20 protein-coding genes are annotated in these 25,514 nt (G+C 76.0%); 13 read left to right on the top strand and 7 right to left on the bottom strand.

Annotation, left to right across the window (positions count from 1 at the left end):
• Nucleotides 1-113 precede the first annotated feature (113 nt).
• The 5 genes from lanKC to O7633_RS01295 all read left to right on the top strand — a co-directional run bounded on the left by lanKC (nt 114) and on the right by O7633_RS01295 (nt 6,619).
• Nucleotides 114-2,750: a class III lanthionine synthetase LanKC gene (lanKC, locus tag O7633_RS01315; protein ID WP_282325509.1), complete on the top strand. Its 2,637-nt coding sequence runs from the start codon at nt 114-116 to the stop codon at nt 2,748-2,750.
• 6 nt (nt 2,751-2,756) lie between these two features.
• A complete protein-coding gene (locus tag O7633_RS01310; protein ID WP_074476205.1) occupies nt 2,757-2,876 on the top strand; it encodes a SapB/AmfS family lanthipeptide in 120 nt (39 codons plus the stop codon).
• A 38-nt stretch (nt 2,877-2,914) separates the two neighbouring features.
• The gene (locus tag O7633_RS01305; protein ID WP_043963346.1) at nt 2,915-3,034 is read left to right on the top strand and encodes a SapB/AmfS family lanthipeptide; all 120 of its coding nucleotides are present in this window, start codon (nt 2,915-2,917) and stop codon (nt 3,032-3,034) included.
• A 76-nt stretch (nt 3,035-3,110) separates the two neighbouring features.
• Complete coding sequence (locus O7633_RS01300) at nt 3,111-4,832, top strand: ABC transporter ATP-binding protein (protein ID WP_282325506.1); 1,722 nt, start codon at nt 3,111-3,113, stop codon at nt 4,830-4,832.
• Entirely contained in the window at nt 4,829-6,619 is a 1,791-nt protein-coding gene (locus O7633_RS01295) for an ABC transporter ATP-binding protein (protein ID WP_282325505.1), read from the top strand. The genes O7633_RS01300 and O7633_RS01295 overlap by 4 nt, the downstream gene beginning before the upstream one ends.
• 31 nt (nt 6,620-6,650) lie before the next feature.
• Here O7633_RS01295 and O7633_RS01290 read toward each other — a convergent pair whose 3' ends face one another.
• From O7633_RS01290 to O7633_RS01260, 7 genes are all read right to left on the bottom strand, one after another.
• The gene (locus tag O7633_RS01290; RefSeq protein ID WP_282325504.1) at nt 6,651-7,247 is read right to left on the bottom strand and encodes a response regulator transcription factor; all 597 of its coding nucleotides are present in this window, start codon (nt 7,245-7,247) and stop codon (nt 6,651-6,653) included.
• 124 nt (nt 7,248-7,371) lie between these two features.
• Nucleotides 7,372-7,977, bottom strand: coding sequence for a response regulator transcription factor (locus O7633_RS01285; protein WP_074476269.1), 606 nt, complete (start codon nt 7,975-7,977; stop codon nt 7,372-7,374).
• Nucleotides 7,978-8,179: 202 nt separating this feature from the next.
• Nucleotides 8,180-9,556 (bottom strand): hypothetical protein, encoded by a 1,377-nt coding sequence (locus O7633_RS01280; protein WP_282325501.1) that lies wholly within the window; start codon nt 9,554-9,556, stop codon nt 8,180-8,182.
• 220 nt (nt 9,557-9,776) lie between these two features.
• On the bottom strand, nt 9,777-14,276 hold the full coding sequence (locus O7633_RS01275) for a HAMP domain-containing protein (RefSeq protein WP_282325499.1): 4,500 nt from the start codon (nt 14,274-14,276) through the stop codon (nt 9,777-9,779).
• A 175-nt stretch (nt 14,277-14,451) separates the two neighbouring features.
• A complete protein-coding gene (locus O7633_RS01270; protein WP_246384601.1) occupies nt 14,452-14,910 on the bottom strand; it encodes an ATP-binding protein in 459 nt (152 codons plus the stop codon).
• A 58-nt stretch (nt 14,911-14,968) separates the two neighbouring features.
• Nucleotides 14,969-15,682 (bottom strand): DUF305 domain-containing protein, encoded by a 714-nt coding sequence (locus O7633_RS01265; protein WP_282325497.1) that lies wholly within the window; start codon nt 15,680-15,682, stop codon nt 14,969-14,971.
• Nucleotides 15,667-16,410 carry a lytic polysaccharide monooxygenase gene (locus O7633_RS01260; RefSeq protein ID WP_282325495.1) on the bottom strand — a complete coding sequence of 248 codons (744 nt, stop codon included), beginning with the start codon at nt 16,408-16,410 and terminating at the stop codon, nt 15,667-15,669. The genes O7633_RS01265 and O7633_RS01260 overlap by 16 nt, the downstream gene beginning before the upstream one ends.
• A 798-nt stretch (nt 16,411-17,208) precedes the next feature.
• Between O7633_RS01260 and O7633_RS01255 the strand changes: the two genes are divergently transcribed.
• The 8 genes from O7633_RS01255 (at nt 17,209) to O7633_RS01220 (ending at nt 25,502) form a co-directional block, all read left to right on the top strand.
• Nucleotides 17,209-18,582 (top strand): aminotransferase class I/II-fold pyridoxal phosphate-dependent enzyme, encoded by a 1,374-nt coding sequence (locus tag O7633_RS01255; RefSeq protein ID WP_278134736.1) that lies wholly within the window; start codon nt 17,209-17,211, stop codon nt 18,580-18,582.
• Complete coding sequence (locus O7633_RS01250; RefSeq protein ID WP_282325493.1) at nt 18,579-19,820, top strand: MFS transporter; 1,242 nt, start codon at nt 18,579-18,581, stop codon at nt 19,818-19,820. The genes O7633_RS01255 and O7633_RS01250 overlap by 4 nt, the downstream gene beginning before the upstream one ends.
• Entirely contained in the window at nt 19,817-20,758 is a 942-nt protein-coding gene (locus O7633_RS01245; RefSeq protein WP_278134731.1) for a sulfotransferase, read from the top strand. The genes O7633_RS01250 and O7633_RS01245 overlap by 4 nt, the downstream gene beginning before the upstream one ends.
• A gap of 5 nt (nt 20,759-20,763) precedes the next feature.
• Complete coding sequence (locus O7633_RS01240; RefSeq protein ID WP_282325492.1) at nt 20,764-21,594, top strand: SDR family oxidoreductase; 831 nt, start codon at nt 20,764-20,766, stop codon at nt 21,592-21,594.
• A gap of 57 nt (nt 21,595-21,651) precedes the next feature.
• On the top strand, nt 21,652-22,497 hold the full coding sequence (locus O7633_RS01235; protein ID WP_282325490.1) for a methyltransferase domain-containing protein: 846 nt from the start codon (nt 21,652-21,654) through the stop codon (nt 22,495-22,497).
• Nucleotides 22,498-22,572: 75 nt separating this feature from the next.
• Nucleotides 22,573-23,448 (top strand): family 3 encapsulin nanocompartment shell protein, encoded by an 876-nt coding sequence (locus O7633_RS01230; RefSeq protein WP_282325488.1) that lies wholly within the window; start codon nt 22,573-22,575, stop codon nt 23,446-23,448.
• A gap of 9 nt (nt 23,449-23,457) precedes the next feature.
• On the top strand, nt 23,458-24,768 hold the full coding sequence (locus O7633_RS01225) for an FAD-dependent oxidoreductase (protein WP_282325486.1): 1,311 nt from the start codon (nt 23,458-23,460) through the stop codon (nt 24,766-24,768).
• Between the two features lie 35 nt (nt 24,769-24,803).
• Nucleotides 24,804-25,502, top strand: coding sequence for an aspartate/glutamate racemase family protein (locus O7633_RS01220; RefSeq protein ID WP_282325484.1), 699 nt, complete (start codon nt 24,804-24,806; stop codon nt 25,500-25,502).
• The last annotated feature ends 12 nt before the right edge of the window (nt 25,503-25,514 follow it).

Raw genomic sequence — 25,514 nt, 5'->3', positions numbered from 1 at the left:
CGCCCCGCATCCATGGTCATGACTAACTGCACTGGGGGCGGGCGGGTCCGGTCCACGAGACTCGTATCCGTCGCCGGGCAACGGAACCGGCCGAGATCGCGGAGGGGGTCACGGTGGACGAGCGCTACGACAACTACTGCGCCGCGGACCGGATCTTCTACGACTCGCCGGGCAGCGCGGTCGCGCAGCCGGCGTTCGCCGCCGCCGGGCGGGACGTGCCGGCCGGCTGGCGTCGCGAACCGCTCGACGACTGGCTGATCCACGCGCCGGAGGGCGGCTCGCTGCCCCAGCAGGGCTGGAAGATCCACGTGTCGGCGACCCTCGACAACGCCGAGCGGGTGCTCGACGCGGTGTGGGACTACTGCGTGCCGCGCGGAATGTCGTTCAAGTTCCTGCGCGGGCCGCGCACCCTGCTGCTGCGCAACTCGAAGTACGCCTCGCGGTCGGCCAGCGGCAAGTTCGTCACCATCTACCCGCAGGACACCGCCGAGCTGGAGCTGGCCTGCAAGGAGCTCGACGCGCTGCTCGCCGGCGAGGCCGGGCCGTACATCCTCAGCGACCTGCGCTACGGCGCCGGGCCGGTGCACGTGCGCTACGGCGGCTTCGCCCGCCGCTACTGCCTCTCCCCGGACGGGCAGGTCGTCCCGGCGATCGCCGACGCCTCCGGCACCCTGGTGCCCGACCGCCGCGACCCGGTGTTCCACCTGCCCGACTGGGTGTCGCTGCCGGACTTCCTGGCCCCGCACCTGGCCGCCCGCAACGCCACCAGCACCACCGAGGTCCCCTACAAGATCGAGAAGGTCATCCACTTCTCCAACGGCGGCGGCCTGTACGTGGGCCGCGACCTGCGCACCGACGCCCAGGTGGTGCTCAAGGAGGCCCGCCCGCACGCCGGCCTCGACGCCGACGGCGTCGACGCGGTGGCCCGGCTGGCCCGGGAGGCCGCCGCGCTGCGCCGGCTCGCCGACCTGCCCCAGGTGCCCGCCGTGCACGACGAGTTCGCCATCGGCGACCACCGGTTCCTGGCCCTGGAGTTCGTCGAGGGCCGGTCGCTGAACAAGGTGGTCGTCGAGAAGTACCCGCTGATCGACTCCGACGCCACCGACGCCGACCGGGCCGACTACGCCCGCTGGGCGCGCGACGTCCTCACCCAGGTCGAGGCGATCGTCGGCGCGATCCACGAACGCGGCCTCGTCTACGGCGACCTGCACCTGTTCAACATCATGGTCCGCCCCGACGGCCGGGTGGCCCTGGTCGACTTCGAGGTCGCCGCCCCGATCGAGGGGCACCGCCGCCCCGGCCTGCGCAACCAGGGGTTCGCCGCGCCGAACGACCGCACCGGCCCCGCCGTCGACCGGTACGCGCTGGCCTGCCTGCGCCTGGCCCTGTTCCTGCCGCTGACCCAGCTCGTCCGGCTCGCCCCCGACAAGGCCGCCCACCTCGCCGACGTCGTCGCCGAGCACTTCCCGGTGCCCCGCGAGTGGCTGGCCGAGGCGGTCGCCGAGATCACCGGCGGCGGACGCGCGGACGCCGGCAGCGGCGGGGACACCGTGACCGGCCCCGACCAGGCGGGCGACGACGCCTTCGACGCGACCGGCGACTGGCCCGGCACGCGTCGGCGGATCGTCACCGCGATCCTCGCCAGTGCCACGCCGCAGCGCGACGACCGGCTCTTCCCCGGCGACATCGAGCAGTTCCGCAGCGGCGGGCCCAACCTGGCCCACGGCGCGGCCGGGGTGCTGCACGCCCTCGCCGTCAGCGGCGCGGGCCGGTTCCCCGAGCACGAACAGTGGCTCGTGCGGCGGGCCACCGCCCCGGCGTCGGGCACCCGGATCGGCTTCTACGACGGCCTGCACGGGGTGGCGTACGCGCTGGAACACCTGGGCCGCCGCGCCGACGCCCTCGACGTCCTCGACGTCTGCCTGCGCCAGTCCTGGACCGAGCTGGACCTGAGCCTGGCCAACGGCCTGTCCGGCATCGCCCTGAACCTCGCCGAGCTGGCCGGGCGCACCGGGGAGACCGCGCTGCGCGACGCCGCCGACGAGGTCACCGCCGCCGTGCTCGACCGGCTCGCCGACGACCCCGGCCCGGACATCAGCGGCGGCCGGAATCCGTACGCGGGGCTGCTGCGCGGGCGCACCGGGGCGGCGCTGCTGCTGGTGCGGATGCACGAGCTGACCGGCGACCCGGCGCTGCTGGAGCACGCCGCCACCGCGCTGCGGCAGGACCTGCGCCGGTGCGTGGTGCGCCCGAACGGGGCGCTGGAGGTCAACGAGGGCTGGCGCACCATGCCGTACCTCGGGCAGGGCGGCGTCGGCGTCGGCCTGGTCCTCGACCAGTACCTCCGCCACCGCGCCGACGAGCGCTTCGCCGAGGCCAGCGCCGGGGCACGCCGGGCCGCCCGGTCCCCGTTCTACGCCCAGTCCGGCCTCTTCGCCGGCCGGGCCGGGATCATCGCGTACCTGGCGACGCTCCCCGACGCGGAGAGCCGCCGCGAGCTGGACGCGCAGCTGCGCCGGCTCGGCTGGCACGCCCTGCCGTACGGCGGCGGGACCGCCTTCCCCGGCGAGCAGCTGCTGCGGCTCTCCATGGACCTGGGCACCGGCGCCGCCGGGGTGCTGTTCGCGCTGGCCTGCGCGCGGCACGACGAGCCGGCGACCCTGCCCTTCCTCGCGCCGCTGGCCGGCGCGCCCGAACTCCCCCGCAGCGGCGGGGGCGGTCACGACCCGCTACCCGACGGGGGGAGGTGATTCGACATGGCACTCCTGGACCTCCAGGGCCTCGAGCTGGCCCCGGCCGACCGCACCAGCGGCGACTCCCGGGCGAGCCTGCTGCTCTGCGGCGACAGCGGCCTCTCCGTCACCACCTGCAACTGACCCCATCCACCGCACCATCTCCGAAAGGACTGATCAACATGGCGCTCCTCGACCTCCAGGGCCTCGAGATGGCCCCGGCCGACCGCACCGGCGGCGGCTCCAGCGCGAGCCTGCTGCTCTGCGGCGACAGCGGCCTCTCCGTCACCACCTGCAACTGACCCAGGCCGTTCCGCGGCGCCCCGGGTGGACAGACGTGTCCACCCGGGGCCGCCCGCCGTTATGCGGGGAGGCGCGATGCGCAGGGGCGACGGGCCGTTCCGCCAGGCCGCCCGCGACGCCGGGGGCTGGGCCTGGGCGCTGGGCGCGGTCACCCTGGCCGGCGCCGTCGCCGAGCTGCTGCTGCCGGCGGCGCTCGGGCTCGCCGTCGACGCGGCCCTGACCGGTGGGAGCCGCTGGTGGCCGGTGGCCGTCTGCGCCCTGGTCGCCGTGCTCGTCGCCACCGACACCCTCGGCGACCTGGCCGGCGGCTACGGGGCCGCCCGTGCCACCGCCCGGCTACGCGGCCGGCTGCTGCGGCACCTGTTCGCCCTCGACGTGCGCGCCGCCCGCCGGTACCCGGTGGGCGACCTGGTGGGCCGGCTGGTCGGGCAGGCCGCCGACGCCGGCCAGGCCGGCAACACCGTCGTGCTGGGCGCGATCGCGCTGCTGCCCCCGCTGGGCAGCGTCGTCGCGCTCACCCTGATCGAGCCGGCGCTGGGGATCACCCTGCTCGCCGGCCTCGTGCTGCTCGCCGGCCTGATGCGCGCGTTCGTCACCGACGCGTCGGCCGCCACCGCCGGCTACCAGAAGGCCCTGAACCGGATCGCCGGCCGGCTGCTGGAGTCCCTCGCGGGCGCGCGGACCATCGCCGCCGCCGGGACCCGGCGACGGGAACAGGCCCGGGTGCTCGCCGCCCTGCCGGAGCTGGGCGGGTACGGCCGGCGCGGCTGGGAGCTGCTGGCCCGCGCCAGCGCCCGCACCGCCGCCGTCGCGCCGCTGCTGCAACTGGCCGTGGTCGCCGTCGGCGGGTACGCCCTGACGGCCGGCTGGCTCACCCCCGGCCAGCTCGTCTCGGCGGTCCGCTACGCGGCGACCGGGGCGGGGCTGGGCGCGGTGCTGGCCACCCTGAACCGGCTCGTGCGCAGCCGCTCCGGGGCCGCCCGGGTCGCCGAGCTGCTCGCCCTGCCCGCGCCGGCCGACGGCGACGCCCCGCTGCCGCCGGGCGCCGGGGCGCTGCGGCTGCACGGCGTGACCGTCCACGGCGACGACGGCCGGCCCGTCCTCGACGGCGTCGACCTGGACGTGCCGGCCGGCGCGACGGTGGCGGTGGTCGGCCCCTCCGGCGCCGGCAAGTCCACCCTCGCCGCCGTCGCCGGCCGGCTGCACGACCCCGACGCCGGTCAGGTGCGGCTCGACGGGGCGCCGCTGCCCCGGCTCGACCCGGCCGAGCTGCGCCGCGCCGTCGGCTACGCCTTCGACCGTCCCGCCCTGGTCGGCGCGACCGTGCACGACGCGGTCGGCCTGGCGTTGCCCCCGCAGCAGGCCGCGCCCCCGGCCGACGGCTCGCCGGCGACGGTCGCCGTGCGGCGGGCCGCCGAGGCGGCGGCCGTGGACGACGTCGTCGCCCGGCTGCCGCAGGGCTTCCGCACCCCGCTGGCCGACGCGCCGTTCTCCGGCGGCGAGGCGCAGCGCCTCGGGCTGGCCCGGGCGTTCGCCGGTGCGCGCCGGCTGCTGATCCTCGACGACGCCACGTCCAGCCTGGACACCGTCACCGAGCACCGGATCTCCCGGGCGGTGACCGGGGGCCCGGGCGGGCGTACCCGCCTCGTGGTCACCCACCGGGCCGCCACGGCGGCGGCGGCCGACCTGGTGGCGTGGCTCGACGGCGGGCGGCTGCGGGCCGTCGCCCCGCACTCCCGGCTCTGGGCCGACCCGGCGTACCGGGCGGTCTTCCGCACCGACGGGGAGGCCGGGTGAGCGCCCGGGGCGGCCGCGCGGGCACGGCCGGGGTGGGGCGCGCGACGTGGGCGGCGCTGCGCGCCCGGCGTGCGGCCGTGGCGCGGCTGGCCGGCTGGTCGGCCCTGGAGGCGCTGCCGGCGCTGCTGTCGGGCGCCCTGGTGGCGCGGGCCGTCGACGGGGGCTTCCTGGCCGGTCGGCTCGGCACGGGGCTCGGCTGGCTGGCGGCGCTGGGCGCGGCGGTGCTCGTCGGGGCGGTGGCGACCGGCCGGACGTACCGCAGCCTCGGCGCGGTGGTCGAACCGTTCCGCGACGACCTCGCCGCCCGGGTGGTCCGGGCCGCCCTGCACGACGCGACCCGGCCCGGCGGACGCCCGGACAGCGCCGCCGCGGCCCGGCTGACGCACCAGGTGGAGCTGGTCCGCGACACCTTCGCCGGCCTGCTCCTGGTGACCCGGGGGTTCCTCTTCGCCGCCGGCGCGGCCCTGATCGGGCTGCTCGCCCTCGACCCGGTGGTCGCGGCGCTGGTGGGCGCGCCCCTCGTCGCGGGGCTGGTGGTGTTCCTCGCCGCGCTCCCGGCGATGGCGGGGCAGCAGCGCCGGTACGTGCGCGCCGGGGAGGAGCTGGGGCGGGCAGCCTCCACCGCGCTGGCCGGGCACCGCGACGTGCGGGCCTGCGGCGCGGCCGGGCGGGTCGTCGCCGACGTGGGCGCGCGGGTGGCCGACCAGGCCGCCGCCGAGCGCACGCTGGCCCGGATGTCCGCCGTGCGCAGCCTCAGCCTCGGCCTCGGCGGTTGGCTGCCGCTGGCGGTGCTGCTGCTCGCCGCGCCCTGGCTGGTCGACCGGGGCCTCACCGCCGGGGCGGTGCTCGGCGCGCTGGTGTACGTCTCCACCGGCGTCCAGCCCGCCCTGCACGCGCTGGTGCAGGGCGTCGGGGGCGGCGGGCTGCGCTACGTGGTCACCCTCGACCGCATCCTGCGGGCCTGCCCCGACGAGGCGGGCGGCACACCCGTGGAGCGGCCCGACGCCGCCCCCGTCCCGACCGGCGCCACCCCCGTCCCGGCCGACGGCGAGCCGCCCGCCGTCTGCGCCCGGCGGCTGACGTTCCGGTACGGCGTCGCGGCGCGGCCGGTGCTCGAGGACGCGGGCGTGACGCTGGCCGCCGGGGAGCACCTCGCCGTGGTCGGGCCGAGCGGGGCGGGCAAGTCCACCCTGGCCGCCCTGCTGTCCGGGCTGCTCGCGCCGCAGGCCGGCAGCGTGCGCCTCGGCGGGGTCCCGGTCGCCGACGCCCCGCCCGAGGCCCTGGCCCGGCTGCGGGCGTTGGTGCCGCAGGAGGCGTACGTCTTCACGGGGTCGCTCGCCGACAACCTGCGCTACCTGCGGCCGGACGCCGACGACGCCACGGTCGCCGCCGCCCTCGACGCCCTCGGTGCGGGCCCGCTCGCCGCCCGGCTCGGCGGGCTGGCCGGGGAGGTGGAGCCGGCGGCGCTCTCGGCCGGCGAACGGCAGCTGATCGCGGCGGTGCGGGCGTACCTCTCCCCCGCCCCGCTGGTGCTGCTCGACGAGGCGACCTGCCACCTGGACCCGGCCGCCGAGGCGCGGGTCGAGGAGGCCTTCGCCCGACGCCCGGGCACGCTGGTGGTGATCGCCCACCGGATCAGCTCGGCCGTGCGGGCCCGCCGGGTGCTGGTGCTCGACGACGCACGGCCGGTGGTCGGCACCCACGAGGAGCTGCTGGCCCGGTCGGCGACGTACCGGGAACTCGTCGGCCACTGGGACGACCGGCCGGCCGCCGCCGCCCGGAGCTGACCGCCCCGGGCGGCGGCGGGCCGGGCCGGCCTCAGATCCAGCCGGACTCGCGGGCGAACCGGACCGCCTCGATCCGGGTGCGGGCCCCGGTCTTGCGGGCGATCCGCCCCAGGTGGTTGCGGACGGTGCCGCAGGACAGCCGCAGCGACCCGGCCACCTCGGCCACCGGTGCGCCGGCGGCGGTCAGCCGCAGCACCTCGGTCTCCCGGGCGGTCAGCGGGCAGTCGGCGGCGAGCGCCGCCATGACGAGCTCGGCGTCGACCACCGACTCCCGGCGGGCGAGGCGGCGGACCCCGTCGACCACCCGCTGAGGCGCGACGTCGCTGGCGAGGATGCCGACGGTGCGCCCGGGGGCGAACACCCCGTGCAGGCCCCGGGCGCGGCGCGGGTCGGCGAGCACCAGCAGCGGGCACGGTTGTGCCGTCGCCGGACCCACCACCGCCGGGGTCTCGTTGATCAGATCGAAATCCACCACGGCGACGTCCGGCCGGCCGGCGCGGAGCGCCCGGTCGACCGCGTCGCCGCGGCCCACCTCCCCCACCACGTGGATGTCCTCCTCGGCTGCGAGGACGAGCGACAACGCGCCCCGGACCAGGGCACCGTCCAGGGCGAGCAGGGTACGGATCACGTTGGACCTCTCCCAGGCGTCTCGGCGCATCACAGATCGTGAACATTCAAACACGAATTACAATGCGTCGCTCGATCGGCGAACGGGGTACCGGATCGCCTCGTCGGTACCCCGTCCGGGGTCGTTACAACCATCCCTCCCGTTGCGCCACCCGGACCGCCTCCATGCGGTTGCGGGCCCCCGTCTTGTGCAGGATCGCCGACAGGTGGTTGCGCACCGTCCCGTGGGCCAGGTAGAGCCGGCGGGCGATCTCCTTCAGCGGCACACCCTCGGCGGCCGCCCGCAGCACCTCCTGCTCCCGGCGGGTGAGCGGGTTGACCGGCGGGCTGAGCACCGCGACGGCGGCGGACGGGTCGATCACCCGTTCCCCGGCGGCGGTGGTGCGCACGGCGCGGACCAGCTCCGACAGCGCGACGTCCTTGCTGACCAGCCCGCGCGCCCCGGCGGCCAGGGCGGCCTCGACCAACGGCGGGCTCCACCGGTGGCTCATCGCCAGCACGGCCGTCCCCGGCGCCTCGACGACCACCTTGGCCACCACCTCCGCCGACTCGGGAAACTCCGGCTTCAGGTCCAGCACCAGCACGTCGGGGCGTTCCCGGCGCAGCACCGACCACAGCTCGCCGACGTCGGCGGCGTCGGCGATCACCTCGATGTCCTCCTCACTCGACAGCGCGGCGCACAGCGCGCTGCGCAGCAGTCCCATGTCCTCGGCCACGACGACGTGGATCACCACGGATCTCCGATCTCGGGTACGCGGCACGTCGCCCCGGCCACGCCGGCTCGGGGGAGGGCGGGGTGGGGTTCGGTGCGCGCGGAACGGGCGGCGTCGGCCCACGGCGGTCCCTGGTGGACGCCCGCAGGCCCCGTACGGCCACGTCGGCGGTGCGGCACGGCACGGGGCCGTGGACCGCGGGACGGGCCCTGCCGAGACCTCAGCCGGGACGGGCGGCGACCCCCGGAGCCCGGCTCTGGGCCGAGACCGGCGGGCGGGCGGTGCGGTGCCGGCCGGCGACGCGCACCGACGCGCGCGAGGCGTCGGCCGCGGCGGGCGTGGGCCCGGACCCGGTGCGCAGATCGTCGGCGCGGTCGCCCGTGGGCGACACGGGCCGGCCCGGGCCACCCGCCGACGTCGGCCCCGCCGCCGCCCGGACGGAGGCGGACGACGAATCCGACGACGCGCCGGCCGGGGCGGCCGGCCACGCCGCCAGGAACGTCCCGGCCGGGGCCTCGGCCGCGCCGCCGGACCGCCCGGACGGGATCACGGGCCGCGCTTCACCACCGGGGACCGCCGCCGGGGCGTCCACCGGGTCGACCGGCCCGCCCCCGGGTGCCGGCCCCGCCCGGGGCGGCGCGGACACCGCCGGGTCGGCGGGATCGGACGGGACCAGGGGCGGCATCGGCAGCACCCGCGGAAGCAGGTTGCCCACCAGGCCCAGGACCGGGGCCACGAGATGCTGGTCGAGCCCGGACAGGGCCGAGGCGAGCAGGGCGCCGAGGGAGCTCGTCAGGCCACCGACGACCTGCGGCAGGCAGTGCGCGAGCCGCCCGTCGCCGCCCCGACCCGGTCCCACGGACGGCACCGCCGCAGCGGGGTCGGTGGGCGGGACCGCGGGGTGCTGCGGCGCCCCGTCCGGCGCGGCCGGTCCGCCCGGCGCGACCGCGACCCCGCCGGGCGACGTGCCCGGACCGGCCGGGCCGCCGGGGACGGGGGTGACGGCGGCGGGCCGGCCCGCCGCCGACCCGGGCTCGGCCGGCCCGGGTGGCACGGCCCCGGCCGGCGCGCCCGGCTCGGAGGGCCTGCTCGGCGCAGACGGCTCGGACGGCCTGCTCGGCGCGTCCGGCTCGGCGGGCGCACCCGGCGGGGACGGCTCGGGATCGGTCGGGGCGGGCTTCGACGGGCCGGGATCGGTCGGGCCGGGATCCGACGGGCCGGGGGTGGACGGGACCGGGGTCGGCGGGGGCCGGAGCACCCCCCGGAGCGGGCCGGGACGCTCCCGGTCGGGCCGCGCGGGATCCCTCAGGGACGAGCCGGTACGCGGCCCGTCGGGCGACGCGAGGCCCGCCCGGCCGGCCTCGTCGGGGGCGGGAGCGCCGGCGGACGGGTCGGCGTGGCGGGGTGACCCCCGGCCCTCGTCCGCCGCCGCCGGGCCGGAGAACAGGACCGCCGTGACGATGCCCGCGCCCACCGCCGCCAGCAGCAGCCCGGCCAGCCGCCACGGTCGGGCCGACCCGGGGGCCGGCGCGGCCCCGGCACGCCGCGGCGCCACGGCCACCACGGCCGGGACGGAGCGGACAGCGGGACAACGCACGCGGGCCGACCTCTCTGCTCGGAAGGCGTCGACACATGGTAGCCACGCCGTAACCCCCCTGCAGCGTCGTCGCGCGTCCGGTTTCCGACTGATCGGGCGGGAGGTCAGTGGGGCGGAAGGTGGTCGCGGAGCGCGGCGAACTGGGCGACCGTGAGGTACGACGGGTTGGCCGCCTGCGGCTGGCGGAGCGGCGATGCGGCCCGCCGGACGGGTCGGGGCGTCAGCCGTCGAGCCAGCGGCGGATGCAGTGCAGCAGGTCCTCGGCGTCCACCGGCTTGGTGACGTAGTCGCTGGCGCCGGAGGTGATGCTCTTCTCCCGGTCGCCGCGCATCGCCTTGGCGGTGACCGCGATGATCGGCAGGTCCGCGTAGCGCGGCATGGCGCGGATCGCGGCGGTGGCCGCGTAGCCGTCCATCTCGGGCATCATCACGTCCATCAGCACGAGGTCGATGTCGTCGTGGCGCATCAGCGTCTCGATGCCCTTGCGGCCGTTCTCGGCGTAGACCACGTCGAGGCCGTGCAGCTCCAGGATGTTGGTCAGGGCGAAGACGTTGCGGGCGTCGTCGTCGACCACCAGCACCTTGCGGCCGGCGAGGCCGACGCCGAAGCCCTCCCCGGGCGCGGCGGCCACGGGCAGGGGCCGGGCGAGGGGCACCACGTGCCCGGCGGCGTCCGCCGACAGGTGCAGCACGATCCGCTCCCGCAGGTCGTCCAGGCTGCCGAGGATCTCCAGCGGACGGTCGCCGGCCACCGCCCGCAGCAGCGCCTCCTGGCCGGCCGCCAGCGGGCGCGCGTGGTACGCCAGCACGGGCACGCCCCGGTGCGCGGGGGCGTCGTGCAGCGCCCGCAGGAGCACCGCCCCGCTGTCGTCGGGCAGGTCGAGGTGGACGACCAGGCAGTGCTGCCGGCGCGCCGCGACGGCCTCCAGCGCAGCCGGGGCGTCCAGTGCGGTGGCGACCTCGACCGGCGGGCCGGCCAGCCCGGCCGTCACGCCGTGGACCAGCATGGTCAGCAGGCCCTTGTCGTGGTGTTCGAGGACGAGGACCCGCCGCGGCCCGGTTGGGGGCTCCACGGCCGGCGCCGCCCCCGGGTGCGGCCCGGCGGCCCGGTCGCGCTCCGCGCGGCCGGCGGGGGACGCGGCGGGCGGCGGGACGGGGGACGTGGGCGGGGGCGCGGGGGCGACCGGGCCGGTGAGCGTGGCCGGCAGGTAGAGCGTGAAGGTGCTGCCCCGGCCGAGGACGCTGCGCGCGGCGATCCGGCCGCCGAGCAGGTGGGCGATCTCCCGGCTGATCGACAGGCCCAGCCCGGTGCCGCCGTAGCGGCGGCTGGTGGTGCCGTCGGCCTGCTGGAACGCGTCGAAGATGGCGGTGAGGTGCTGCTCGGCGATGCCGATCCCGGTGTCGACGACCCGGAACGCCAGCACGGTCTCCCCGGGGGTGAACCCCTCCGGCAGCTCGTCGGGGCGGGCCCGCTCGATGCGCAGCTGCACCCGGCCCTGCTCGGTGAACTTGACCGCGTTGGAGACGAGGTTGCGCAGCACCTGCCGCAGCCGCTGCTCGTCGGTGTGCAGCCACTGCGGCACGTCCGGGCCGGTGCTGATGTCCAGCTCCAGGCCGCGCGGCGTGGTCAGCGGCCGGAACGTCGCGTCGACGTAGTCGCGCAGCTCGCTCAGCGCGAACGTCTCCGGGTTGACGTCCATCTTCCCGGCCTCGACCTTGGACAGGTCGAGGATGTCGTTGATGAGCTGGAGCAGGTCGGTGCCGGCGGAGTGGATGACGGTGGCGTACTCGACCTGCTTGGCGGTGAGGTTGCGGTTCGGGTTCTGCGCCAGCAACTGCGCCAGGATGAGCAACGAGTTCAGCGGCGTACGCAGCTCGTGGCTCATGTTGGCGAGGAACTCCGACTTGTACTTCGAGGCCAGCGCGAGCTGCTGGGCGCGGGCCTCCAGCTCCTGACGGGCCTGCTCGATCTCCGAGTTCTTGGTCTCGATGTCGTGGTTCTGCCGGGCCAGCAGCGCCGCCTTGTCCTCCAGCTCGGCGTTGGAGCGCTGGAGCTCCTCGGAGCGGGCCTGCAACTCCTCGGAGCGGGCCCGCAGTTCGGCGGCGAGCCGCTGGGACTCGGTGAGCAGCACGTCGGTGCGGGCGTTGGCGACGATGGTGTTGACGTTGACGCCGATGGTCTCCATCAACTGGTCGAGGAAGTTGCGGTGCGTCTCGGTGAACCGGCTCATGCTGGCCAGCTCGATGACGCCGAGCACCTGGCCCTCGAAGGGGATCGGCAGCACCACCAGGTGCCGGGGCGTCGCCGCGCCGAGGCTGGAGGAGACGGTGACGTAGTCGGCCGGCACGGCGTCGACCACGATGGCCCGCCGGCTCGCGGCGGCCTGTCCGACGAGGGAGTCGCCGAGGGTGAACCGGCGGCCGGAGGCGCGGTGGCCGTACCCGCCGACCACCCGCAGGGTCGGCTCCCCGACGCCGTCCTCGACCAGCAGGAACGTGCCAAGCTGGGCGGAGACCAGCGGGGCCAGCTCGTCCATCACGAGCCCCGCGACGACCTCCAGGTCCCGGTGGCCCTGCATGAGGCCGGAGATCCGGGCCAGGTTGGTCTTGAGCCAGTCCTGCTCCTGGTTCATCCGGGTGGTCTCGCGCAGCGACTCCACCATGGAGTTGATGTTGTCCTTCAGCTCGGCCACCTCGCCGGAGGCGTCGACGGTGATCGAGCGGGTCAGGTCACCGGTGGCCACCGCGCTGGTCACCTCGGCGATGGCGCGGACCTGCCGGGTGAGGTTGCCGGCCAGCTCGTTGACGTTCTCGGTGAGCCGCTTCCAGGTGCCGGAGACCCCCTCGACCTCGGCCTGGCCGCCGAGCCGGCCCTCGCTGCCCACCTCGCGGGCCACCCGGGTCACCTCGGCGGCGAACGACGAGAGCTGGTCCACCATCGTGTTGATGGTCGTCTTCAGCTCCAGGATCTCGCCCCGGGCGTCCACGTCGATCTTGCGGGTCAGGTCGCCCTGGGCCACTGCCGTCGTCACCTGGGCGATGTTGCGGACCTGGCCGGTGAGGTTGTTGGCCATCGAGTTGACGTTGTCGGTGAGGTCCTTCCAGGTGCCGGCCACGTTGGGCACCCGGGCCTGCCCGCCGAGCCGGCCCTCCGTGCCGACCTCCCGGGCCACCCGGGTCACCTCGTCGGCGAACGCGCCCAGGGTGTCCACCATCGTGTTGATGGTCTGGGCGAGCACGGCGACCTCGCCCTTCGCCTCCACCGTGATCTTGCGGCTGAGGTCGCCCTGCGCGACGGCCGTGGCCACCAGCGCGATCGAGCGCACCTGGTTGGTGAGGTTGTTGGCCATCTCGTTGACGTTGTCGGTGAGGTCCTTCCAGGTGCCGCCGACGTTGGACACCCGGGCCTGCCCGCCGAGCCGGCCCTCCGTGCCCACCTCCCGGGCCACCCGGGTCACCTCGTCGGCGAACGCGGAGAGCTGGTCGACCATCGTGTTGATGGTCTCCTTCAGGGCCAGGATCTCGCCCCGGGCGTCGACGCGGATCTTCTGCGTCAGGTCGCCCTTGGCCACGGCCGTGGTGACCTCGGCGATGCTGCGCACCTGGGCGGTGAGGTTGTCGGCCATGACGTTCACCGACTCGGTGAGGTCCTTCCAGGTGCCGGAGACGCCCTTGACGTCGGCCTGCCCGCCGAGGCGGCCCTCCGTGCCGACCTCCCGGGCGACCCGGGTCACCTCGTCGGCGAACGACGACAACTGGTCCACCATCGTGTTGATGGTGCTCTTCAGCTCCAGGATCTCGCCGTGCGCCGTGACGGTGATCTTCTGCGACAGGTCGCCCCGCGCCACCGCAGTGGCGACCTGGGCGATGCTGCGGACCTGGTCGGTGAGGTTGCCGGCCATCGAGTTGACGGAGTCCGTCAGGTCCCGCCAGGTGCCGGCGACGCCGCTGACCTGCGCCTGACCGCCGAGGCGGCCGTCGGTGCCGACCTCCCGGGCGACCCGGGTCACCTCGTCGGCGAACGACGAGAGCTGGTCCACCATCGTGTTGATGGTGCTCTTGAGCTCCAGGATCTCGCCCCGGGCGTCCACGGTGATCTTCTGCGACAGGTCGCCCCGCGCCACCGCCGTGGTCACCTGCGCGATGTTGCGGACCTGGCTGGTGAGGTTGCCGGCCATGAAGTTCACCGAGTCGGTGAGGTCCCGCCAGGTGCCGGCCACCCCGGGCACCTCGGCCTGCCCGCCGAGGCGGCCCTCGCTGCCGACCTCCCGGGCCACCCGGGTCACCTCGTCGGCGAACGACGAGAGCTGGTCGACCATCGTGTTGATGGTGACCTTCAGCTCCAGGATCTCGCCGCGCACGTCCACGGTGATCTTCTGCGACAGGTCGCCCCGCGCCACCGCCGTCGCCACCTCGGCGATGTCGCGGACCTGGTCGGTGAGGTTGCCGGCCATGGCGTTGACGGAGTCCGTGAGGTCCTTCCAGGTGCCCGACACGCCAGGCACCTCGGCCTGCCCGCCGAGCTGCCCCTCGGTGCCCACCTCGCGGGCCACCCGGGTCACCTCGGAGGTGAACAGCGACAGCTGGTCGACCATGCCGTTGAAGACGGTGGCGATCTCGCCGAGCAGGCCGTCGCCGTCCTCCGGCAGCCGGGTGCCGAAGTCCCCGTCGCGGACCGCGGTCAGGCCCGCCAACAACTGCCGCAGCCCGGGATCGGTCACCGGGCCGGGGGGTGCGAGGGGGGTCCCACCACCGTGCCGTGCCGCAGACCGCTCGACCATCGCTACCCCCGCACCGCGACCAGCCGGACGGCCCGCCCGTCCGGCAGCGACACCAAACCCGCGCAAGTATGCCCGGAAGGTCGCCCAAGCCGCATTGGGGGCGGCCGGCGGGTCGTCAGCGGCGGTCGGCCGCCGGGGTCGGCAGGCGGGCGCTGACCCAGGCGGTGGTGCCGCGGCCGTCGGCCCGGATCTCCAGCCCGTCGGTGAGCTGCTGGGCCAGCCACAGGCCACGGTGGCCGACCTCGTGGGGCGCGGGCAGGGCGACGCGTACGTCGCCGAGGCCGGGGCCGTCGTCGCCGATCTCGCAGGTGAGCAGGTCGCCGTCACGCCGCAGCCGCAGCCGGCCGCTGCCGCCGCCGTGCCGGACGACGTTGGTCACCAGCTCGTGCACCGCCAGCACGAAGTCCTCCAGGGCGACGTCGGCCAGCCCGGCCGCGCCGGCCGCGGCGGTGACGGCGTGGCGCAGGGCCGTCACCCGGTCGGCTCTGATGACCTCCGCCAACAGCGTCGCCCCGGCCCTCCCGCTGGACGCGCCGGCCCCCGCGCCGTCGCCGTCACCCCCACCGCTGCTCATGGCCGGACCGTACACGTACCGCCCCTGACGTGGGCGGGCCCGGGCAGTTTCCCACAGGTCAGGCCGCCGGGAGCCCGGCCATCAGCCGGATCTGCGCGGCGCGCGAGCGGGCGACGCGGTCGGCGAGGTCGCGCACCTCGGGGCCGACCGCCGCCGGCAGGTGCCGCCGGGCCAACGCGACGGCCGCGCGCTGATGGGCCGTGAGCACCTCCACGAGTACGGCGTCGAACCGGCCCGGCGGCGCGGCGCGCAGCCGGGCCAGGTCGGGGTCGGCGGTCGTCGGCGCGTCGCGGGTGGCGCTGGCGTCGCGGGTGGCGCTGGCGCCCTGGGCATCGCCGGTGTCGTGGGTGTCGTGGTGCGGATGGTGGCCCGGCGATCCGGGTGCGTCGCCGTCCGGGGCCGCGGCCAGCCAGCGCCGCATGGTGGCCAGCTCGTCCGCCTCGGTCACGTCGACGGCCGCCACGAGGGTGCGCAGCTCGGCGTCGGTGATCCGCCCGGTGGCCGCGGCGGCGATCACCCTGGTCCGGTCGTGGTGGGCCACCATCGCCCGCAGGAACGGCACGTCGGCCGGGGCGGGGGCCGACACGGCCGGCGGGGCCGGCAGCGGGCCGCCCGACGGGGCCGGGGTGGGCGGGCCGGGGTCCGGCGCGCAGCCGGCGACGGCCAGGAGAGCGGCGAGCGCCAGCGCCGCCCGGCGGGAGCGCGGCCGCCCCGCCCACCTCGGCCCCGTGCCCCCGGGCCGCACCCGGCGGCGGGTCAGAGCCGGGCCCACAGGGCGGGCACGTTCGGCGGCTCCCAGCCGGGCAGGGCGGTGTGGGCCTGCACGCACCGGTACGCCGCCCCGCCGTAGGTGACCTGGTCACCCACCCGGTACGCCTGACCGGCCGTCCAGGTGCCGCCCGGCGCGGGGGTGGTCGGCGCGGGGGTGGCCGTCCTCGTCGGCGACGGGGACGGCGTCGGGTTGGTGGGCGTGGGCGTGGGGGTGCCGCCGGTGCCGATCTGGAGGTCCACGCAGGAGTAGAACGCGTTGGCCGTGTCGGCGATGTTCCAGATGGCGAGCACCTTCTGCCGGCCCGACCAGCCGCCCAGGTTGACGGTGTGCGAGACGGTGGCGTCGGGCTGTCGCCCACCACCGTCGACGACGGCGAGCCGGGTCCCGCCGATCCAGTACTCCCAGTTGCTGGTGGCGTGCCGGGCGGTGTTGGTCCAGGTGAAGGTCACCGAGCTGCCGACGGGGGTGGCCGGCCAGCCCCGGGCGTCGTCGTCGAGGACGGCGAACTGGCCGATCCCGGCGCTGCAACTGCGCAGCCCCTTCGGGCCCTCGACGCTCTGCGGCTCGTACTTGATCTGGCCGCAGTCGGGGACCCGGCCCTGGGCGCAGAGCGCCTGCCGGCTCGGCGGTCCCGACACGTAGCCGTGCGCCTGGGCGGGCGCCGCGACGGCCAGGGAGGCGACGACGGCACCCGCCGACGCCAGCGGAAGGACGACCCTTCGACGCATGTGACGCTCCTTCGTTCGGGGCAGGCGTCGGCACACCGCGCCGAGCTGGTCCGATACGCCCGCCAGCGACATGCAAGAAACATAAATTAAACTTTCTTAACAGTAAACCCCCACCCCGCCCCGCCGCCCCGCCGCCACCCTCGGCGACCAAGAGAAGAGCGTCGGGCTGGAGATCAACCTCGACGCCCCTCCCTGACCACCGGGGGCGGCAGGGGGAGGACGGGCCCGGGAGGCGAGGCGGGCGGGGCAGGCGTTCTTTGTCCCTGGGCGAGGTCTCGAACAATTGATTCAGGTGGCGGCGTAGGCACAGATAGTCGGTTCCGCTCGGACAACACGCCATTGATGGCTGTTGACCGACTTTGCACCCTGCCGAAGACAGGAAAGTCTGCCTATCCGATAGGGAATCGGAATTGCGGTTCCGGCATTCCGGCCGCCCCAAAGAAACCGCCGGGACACCCTGACCGAGGGTGATCGTCACCAAAGCGAACCGGAGGACAGCCGCCCAGCTCAGGAGCGCTCCGACCGGCCGGGCCCACCGCCGACGACAACCGGTGGTCACCGGATCCTTCGCAGCCGACCGGACGGCGGCCGGCGGGCACCACAAAGACGGGTTGACGGGCCGCACCCCCAAGGCAATCATGACTGTCACTGGGCGGCGATTGACGCGATTCCGGATCGACGAATTCTCCCACGTCAGTGGGCTATTCGTGCTGTCCGCAGGACGCGCGCCGGCCACCGTTCCGCGGGCCGGAGAAAAGCCGGCGGAACACCCGTCAGGAACGAGCGAGGAGTCCGCCGGTGAACGGGAACGACGAAGCTCCCGCGCCGCCCCGGCCACGGCCGGCGACGCGCCCTGATCGACCGGAGGACCGCCTCGCCCTGCACGGCGGCGCGCCCGTCCGGAGCACCCCCTGGCCCACCTACGACAAGGGCGCGGTCTTCGTCCACCCCGAGGACGAGGAGGCCGCCTGCCGGGCGGTGCGCAGCCACCTCTACTTCCGCTACGACCACCGGCCGCAGCACGAGACCGAGTGCGGCCGGTTCGAGGACGAGCTGTGCCGCTTCTTCGGCACCCGGCACGCGCTCGCCGTGTCCAGCGGCACCGCCGCCCTCGCCCTGGCCATCATGGCGGCGCGGGTGCCCCCGGGCTCCCTGGTCGCCTGTCCCGGGTTCACGTTCGTCGCCACGCCGAGCGCGATCGTCATGGCCGGCTGCCAGCCGTTCCTCGTCGAGGTGGACGAGGACCTGCGGATGGACCTCGACGACCTGCGCCGCCGCTGGCAGCCGGGGATCGGGGCGATCCTCGTGGTGCACATGCGCGGCTTCGCCGCCGACGCCGAGGCCCTCGCCGCGTTCGCCGCCGAGATGGGCGTGCCGCTGATCGAGGACGCGGTGCCCGCGCTCGGCGCGGAGCTGCGCGGGCGCAAGCTCGGCACGTTCGGGGCGGCGGGCGCGTTCAGCACCCAGTCGGACAAGGCGCTCAACTGCGGCGAGGGCGGCTTCCTGGTCACCGACGACACCGAGCTGTTCGCCCGCGCGGTGGCGCTGTCCGGGGCGTACGAGGGGCGGCTGCGGCGACACTTCCCCGACGCCGAGCCGCCGCTGACCGGCCTCGACCTGCCCCTGCTCAGCCTGCGCATGGACGAGATCCGCGCGGCGCTGCTGCGCGCCGAGATGGCCCGGCTGCCGCAGCGGCTGCGGCTGTTCCACCGCAACTACGACCGGGTCGCCGCCGCGCTGGCCGACGTGCCGGGCATCGCGATCCGCCGCCCGGTCGCCCCCGGGGCGTACCTCGGGGAGGCGTTCGTGTTCCGGGTGCCCGGCGGCGACGCGGGCTGGTTCGCCCGCGCGCTGTGCCGGGAGGGCATCGACGCGCGCAACATCGGCGCCGACGACGACCTCAACGTCCGCGCGTTCTGGAACTGGCGGTTCGCGTACGACACCGACGACGTCGACGTGATCCGGGCGATGCTGCCGCGCACCGCCGGCTACCTGCGCGAGGCCGTCGACGTGCCGCTGTCGTCGAACCTGACCACCGACGACTGCGACGACCTGGTGCGGGCGGTGCGCAAGGTGGCCGCCGCGCGGGACGCGGCACCCGTCGGGCCGCCGTCGGACGGGGCGGGGCCCGTGGTCGCGCCGGCCGGGGCGGCGGAGCCGGTGGGCCGATGACGGACGACCCCGGCCGCGCCGTGCCGCGCCCCGCCCTGGTCGGCATCTTCGGCGGGTTGTTCGCCGGCTACCTGGGCCTCACCGCCGTCATCCCGGTGCTGCCGGCGTTCCTGCGCGACCGGCACGCCGCCGGGGACCTGGTCGTCGGCCTGGTCGTCACGGTCACCGCCGGGACGGCGCTGCTCGTGCGGCCCGTCGCCGGTGCGCTGGCCGACCGGTACGGCCACCGCACCGTGATGCTCGTCGGCGCGCTCGTCGCGGCCCTGGGCGGGCTGCTCTACTTCCTGCCGCTCGCGGTGCCGGCGCTGGTGGCGGTGCGGCTGCTGCTCGGCGCGGGCGAGGCCGCCCTGTTCACCGCCGGGGCGGTGTGGACGGTGGCGCTCGCCCCGCACCACCGCCGGGGCCAGCTCATCGGCCTGTACGGGGTGAGCATGTGGGGCGGCATCTCCGCCGGCACCTTCCTCGGCGCGACCCTGCAACAGGTCTCCTTCACCGCCGTCTGGGCGCTCGCCGCCGCCGCTCCCCTGCTGGCCGCCGCCCTGATCGCCGTGGTCCCGGCGCCCCACGGGGAGCCCGGGGCCGCAGCGCGCGGGGAGCCCGGGGCCGCAGCGCGCGGGACATCCAGGGGCGGCGGTGGGCTGCTGCTGCGCCCGGCGCTGCTGCCCGGCACGGCGCTCGCCCTCGGCGCCGCCGGTTACGCCGGCCTGGCCGCGTTCGTCGTGCTGCACCTGGACGCGCGCGGCATCGGCTCCGGCGTGCTGGTGCTGAGCTGCTTCAGCGCCGTGTACGCCGGCACCCGCCTGGTCATCGGCCACCTGCCCGACAAGCTGGGCCCCCGCCGGGTGGCGGCCTGGTCGGCGGCCGGCGAGGCGGTCGGCCTGACGATCGTCGCGCTCGCGCCGAACCTGCCCGTCGCCGTGGCCGGGGGCGTGGTCACCGGCGTCGGCTTCTCGCTGCTGCACCCGTCGCTGGCGTTGATGGTGATGAACCGGGCCGAGCCGACGCGGCAGGGGGCGGCCATCGGGGCGTACACCTCGTTCTGGGATCTGGGGCTCGCGGTGTGGGGTCCGGTGACGGGCCTGGTGGCCGCAACCCTCGACTACCCGGCCGTGTTCGGCGTCGGTGCGGTGTGCGCCGTCGCGGCGGCGGCCATGGCGGCGTGGATCGGCCGCCCGGCGGCCGACCCCGGCAGTCCCGGCGGGCCCGGCGGCGCACGGACGGAGGCCCGCGCGGCATGAGCGACCTGACGGTCCTGTGCGTCACCGGCTGGTGCCGCAACGGCAGCACCATCATCGGCAACGTCCTCAACGAGGTGCCCGGCTTCTTCCACGTCGGCGAGCTGCACTTCCTGTGGAAGAACTCCACCGGCCGGGGCGTCAACGGGCTGTGCGGCTGCGGCCGGGAGCTGACCGCCTGCGACATCTGGTCGCGGGTGCTGCCCGTCGGGCGGCCCGCCGGCCTGTCGGCCGACGCACACGCCGAACAGGTGATCGGCCGCCAGCGGTCCCGGGTACGCACCCGGCACACCTGGCGGGTGCTGCGCCGGGGCCTGTACGACGACGAGATCCGCGCCCACGCCGAGCTGATGGGCCGGGTCTACCGGGCGGTCGCCGAACGCACCGGCGCGCACACCATCGTGGACACCACGAAGATCCCCGGCGAGGCGGCCCTGCTGGCGCACCTGCCCGGGATCACCCCCTACTACGTGCACCTGGTGCGCGACCCGCGCGCCGTGGCGCACTCCTGGCGGGAGCCGAAGCAGTACGTGTACGCGATGTCGGCCGCCCGGAGCACCGCGTACTGGCACGGGTTCAACCTGGCCTCGGCGGCGATCACCCGGCGGCACCCGCAGCGCTCGACGCTGCTGCGCTACGAGTCGTTCGCCGCCGACCCGGCCGGCACGGTCGACGCGCTGCTGCGGCTGTGCGGGGCCGACCCGGCCGGCAACCCGGTGCGCGGGCGCACCGTCGAACTGGGCACCAACCACACGGTGACCGGCAACCCCGACCGGTTCCGCAGCGGCCCGACCGTGATCCGCGACAGCGACGAGGCGTGGCGGCGCACCCTGTCGGCCGCCGACCGGCTGGCCGCCACCGCCCTGGCCCAGCCCCTGTTCACCCGCTACGGCTACCGGTCGGCCGGGGCGGGCCGGCTGTCACCGACCGGCGGAAGGTAGGAGACGTGGATCTGGGGCTCACAGGACGGGTGGCGCTCGTCGCGGGCGGGTCCAGCGGCATCGGGCTGGCCTGCGCGAAGGAGTTCGCCGCCGAGGGCGCGCACGTGGCGATCTGCGGCCGGGACCCGGACCGGCTCGCCGCCGCCGAGCGGGAGCTGGCCGGGGTGGCGAAGGGCCGGGTCAGCGCCACCGCGGTGGACGTCACCGACGCCGACGCGGCCCGCCGCTGGGTCGACGGGGTGGCCGCCGACCTCGGCGCGGCGCACGTGCTGCTGGTCAGCGGCGGCAGCCCGCCGATCGGCCCGGCCGCCCTGTTCGAGACGGCCGACTACCGGGCCGCCGTCGACCGGGTACTGCTGCCGGCCGTCGGGCTGGCCCTCGCGGCGCTGCCGCACCTGCGCGCCGCCGGCTGGGGGCGGCTGATCTTCGTCGCCTCGGAGACCGCCGCCGTGCCGATCGCCCCGCTGCTGCTGTCCGGGGTGACCCGGGCCGCGCTGGTCCGCTTCGCCCAGGGCCTCGCCGTGGACGTGGCCCGCGACCGGATCACCGTCAACGTGCTCGCCCCCGGCTCGGTGCGCACCCCGCCGATGGAGCGGGCCGCCGCCCGGCTCGCCGGCGACGACGGCGACGTCGAGGGGCAGCTCGCCGCCATGGGCCACCACAGCGCGCTGGGCCGGCTGGCCCGCCCCGAGGAGGTCGCAGCGGTGGCCGCGTTCCTGGCCAGCGAGCGGGCCTCGTTCGTCACCGCCGGGGTGCACCTGGTCGACGGCGGCGCGAGCGCCACCGGACCGGACCTGCCGCACCTCACCGGCGTCCGGAAGGACACCTACGCCTGAGATCCCCATCCCGGCGGCGGCCTCGCCGGCCGGCGGCACAGCACGAAGGAGTGCGCGATGTCCACGACCAGCCCCACGTTCACCGAGCGGGACGTCTCCGAGTTCTTCGACCAGACCACCCAGACGTACCTCAGCTTCTGGGACAGCGAGGGCGTCCTGCACACCGGCTACTTCGCCGACGACGCCGACACCGACTACCACGCCGCCGCCGACCGCACCTCGGACCTGCTGGCCGCCGAGGCGGGCATCGACGCCGGATCGACGGTGCTCGATGTCGGCTGCGGCTGCGGCAACTTCCTGCTGCGGCTGGCCGGGCAGACCGGCTGCCGGGGCGAGGGCCTGGACCTGAGCATCGAGCGGGTCCGGCTCGCCCAGGCCAAGCTCGCCGAGCGGGGCACCGCGGGCGTCACCTTCCGGCACGGCTCGGCCACCGCCATGCCGTACGACGCGGGGGCCTTCAGCCACCTGGTCAGCCAGGACGCGCTGTTCCTGGTGCCGGACAAGCCGCGCAGCCACGCCGAGATGCACCGGGTCCTCGCCCCCGGCGGGATCCTCGCGGTCACCGACTTCCTCCAGCCCACCACCGACATCGGCGAGGCCGCCCGCCGGCACGTCTACGACCGGGTGCGGTGGAGCGGCGGCTACTCCCTCGACGGGTACGCCGAGGCGCTGACCGCCGCCGGCTTCGAGGTGCTGACCGCCCGCAGCCTCGACAGCCACATCCGGCAGACGTACCGGGTGCTCGGCGAGACGGCCCGGCAGCGGGCCGCCGCCACCGACGACCCGGCCGCCCGGGAGTGGATCCTCGGCTTCGCCGCGTCCTGCGGCGAGATCCAGGCCGCCATCGACCGGGGCGAGTTCGGCTGGGGCATGTTCGTCGCCCGCAAGCCCGCCGCGCGGTGACGACCCGAACCGACGCGCAGTGACGACCCGAACCGACGCGCAGTGACGACGAACCGACCGGAAGGTGTGCGCCCGATGCAACGAACCGACGTCATCAAACGGACCATCGCCGAGGTCGTCGAGGACCGCCGCAAGCAGCTCTCGCCGGGGCAGGTCTTCGTCGACGCCTTCGCCGAGGGCGGCTTCGACACCCGCGTCGACTACGACGTCACCATCACCGACTCCCTGACCAGCTCCCGGCGCAAGCCGCGCTACCCGTCGCGCAACATGCTCAAGGTGGTGGACCTGTCCCGCGACCCGCAGGAGTTCTACTGGCACGAGAGCCCCGCCCGCCCCGACGACCCGGCCGTGGACGGCGCGGACCTGCGGCGGGAGGCCGCCAACCACTTCCACCGCTCCCCCATCCCGCCGCTGTTCACCACGAAGGCGTGGGTGCAGGTGCCCGACGGGCTGTGGGACGACCCGACCAGCTTCGCCGAGTTCATCAACTACCGCCTGGTGGTGCGGCTCGCCACCGCCGAGAACGTCACCATCCTGCGCGGCGAGGGCGGCCTGCTGACCATGCCGGACATCGCCCGGCTCACCGACGGAGGCCCGTTCGGCTCCACCATCCTGTCGGCCTGCAACGAGGTGGAGCAGAACGGCAGCACCGCCGACGGGCTGATCATCAACCCGGCCGACTACTACCGGCTGCTCGGCTCCGGCACCCTGATGCGCGACGTCGAGGAGAACGGCGTGTTCATCGTCCGGACCCGGCTGGTCGACCCGGGCACGGCGATCGTCGGCGACTTCGGCCACGGCGCGCTGCTGTTCGACGCCGGCCGGTCGATGATCTCCTTCGCCGAGCCGCCGCCGGGCACGTTCGCCGAGCCCGGGGTGGCGCTGACCGCCGAGATCTACGAGCGGGTGGTGCTCAACCTGCCCACCTGCTTCTTCGTGGTCAGCCTCTAGGCCGCCGCGATGTCGACGCCGCCCGCGCCGCGCCCACCCGGCGACGACCCCGACGTGCTGGTGGTCGGCGCGGGCGTCGTCGGCCTGTTCTGCGCCTGGTTCCTGGCCCGCGCCGGGCACCGGGTCACCGTCGTCGACCGGGGCGAGATCGGCGACCCGGCGGCCTGCTCGTCGGGGAACACCGGCTTCGTCGGCACCCAGGGCGCCGCGCCCCTGGCCGAGCCGGGCGTGCCCGCGAAGGGGCTGCGCTACCTGCTCGACCCGGAGAGCCCGTTCCACGTGCGCCCCCGCCCCGACCCGGCCCTGCTGGCCTGGCTGTGGCACTTCCGCCGCCGCTGCACCGAGCAGCACGCCCGCGCCGCGTTCGACGTGCTGCTCACCCTCAAGCAGCGCAGCCTCGCCATCCTGCGCGAGGTGTGCGCGACCGGCCCGCTCGCCGACACCCTCACCGCCCAGGGGATGCTGCTGGCCTGCAAGACCCCGGAGGGCTTCGCGGCGGCCCGCGCCTCCGTGCCGGCGGCCGTCGCCCGGGGCGTACCGCTGCGGGTGCTCGACCCCGGCGAGCTGGCCGCCCTCGAACCGGGCGTCGCGTTCGACGTGGCCGGGGCCCTGCTCAACGCCGAGGGGGCCGCGCTGCGCATCCCCGCCTTCCTGGTCGCGTTCGCCGACGCGCTGCGGGCCGCGGGCGTCGACATCCGCACCCACACCGAGGTACGCGACTTCGAGGTGACCGGCGGCCGGGTGCGGGCCGTGCGCACCAGCGGCGGCGACCTGCGCCCCGCCGAGGTGGTGCTCGCCGCCGGGGTCTGGTCGGTGGCCTGCGCCCGCCGGCTCGGCGTCGACCTGATGCTCCAGCCCGCCAAGGGGTACGCGGTCGACGTCGCCGCCGGCGCGCACCCGCCCCGGCTGCCGGTCCTGCTCAGCGAGGGCAAGGTGGCCGTCATGCCGCTGGGCGACCGGCTGCGGCTGGCCGGCACCCTGGAGCTGGTCGGCATGGACACCAGCGTCTCGCCGCGCCGCGTCGACGGCATCGTGCGCACCGTCGCGGCGTACCTGCCGGGGCTGGACACCGACCGGCGGGTGCGGGTGTGGAGCGGGCTGCGCCCCTGCACCCCGGACAGCCTGCCGCTGCTCGGCCGGCCCGGGGCGTGCCGCAACGTGGTCGTCGCCGCCGGGCACGGCCACATCGGGATGGGCCTGGCCCCGGCGGGCGGCCGGCTCGTCGCCCAGCTCGTCGGCGGCGAACGCCCCGAGCTGGACCTCGCGCCCTTCGCCGTGGACCGCTGGCGGCGTCGCCCGTTCGCCCGGAGGAACCGATGATGCCGTCGCGGCGCAACCGACTCGCGGAGGAACCGATGACCGACGCCCCGATCGGCGTGCTCTGCCTGGACACCTCGTTCGAGAAGATCCCCGGGCACATCCGCAACCCGGCCACCTTCGACTTCCCCGTCGTCTACCGGGTCGTCGAGGGGGCCACGCCGCAGCGGCTCGTCCGGGAGGCCGACCCGACGCTGCTGGAGCCGTTCGTGGCGGCGGCCCGGGACCTGGAGGCCGCCGGCGTCGCCGGGATCACCGGGGCGTGCGGGTTCCTGGTGCTGTTCCAGGCCGAGCTGGCCGCCGCCGTGTCGGTGCCGCTGTGGTCGTCGAGCCTGCTCCAGCTCGACCTGGCGCACCGGATGGTCGGCCGGCCGGTCGGGCTGCTCGTCGCCGACTCCGCCGCGCTCACCCCGCGTCACCTCGCCGCGATCGGCGCGGAACACGTGCCGGTGCGGGTGACGGGCATGGCCGGGCAGCCGGAGTTCACCGAGGTGATGCTGGAGGGCCGCCGCGACGCGCTCGACGCCGACCGGCTCGAACGGGAGGTGCTCGACCGCGTCGACCAGCTCGCCGGGGCGCACCCCGAGCTGGGGGCGCTGGTGATCGAGTGCACGGACCTGGTGCCGTTCGCGCACGCCGTCCAGGCCCGCCTGGGCCTGCCGGTGTTCGACATCGTCACGCTCACCACCATGCTGCACGCGACGCTGACCCGCCGCCCGTACCCCCGCAAGGGCTGACGGCACGGGCGG

This window comes from Micromonospora sp. WMMD712 (assembly GCF_029581295.1).
Classification (GTDB): domain Bacteria; phylum Actinomycetota; class Actinomycetes; order Mycobacteriales; family Micromonosporaceae; genus Micromonospora; species Micromonospora carbonacea.
This window is presented reverse-complemented; position numbering and strand designations above follow the sequence as displayed.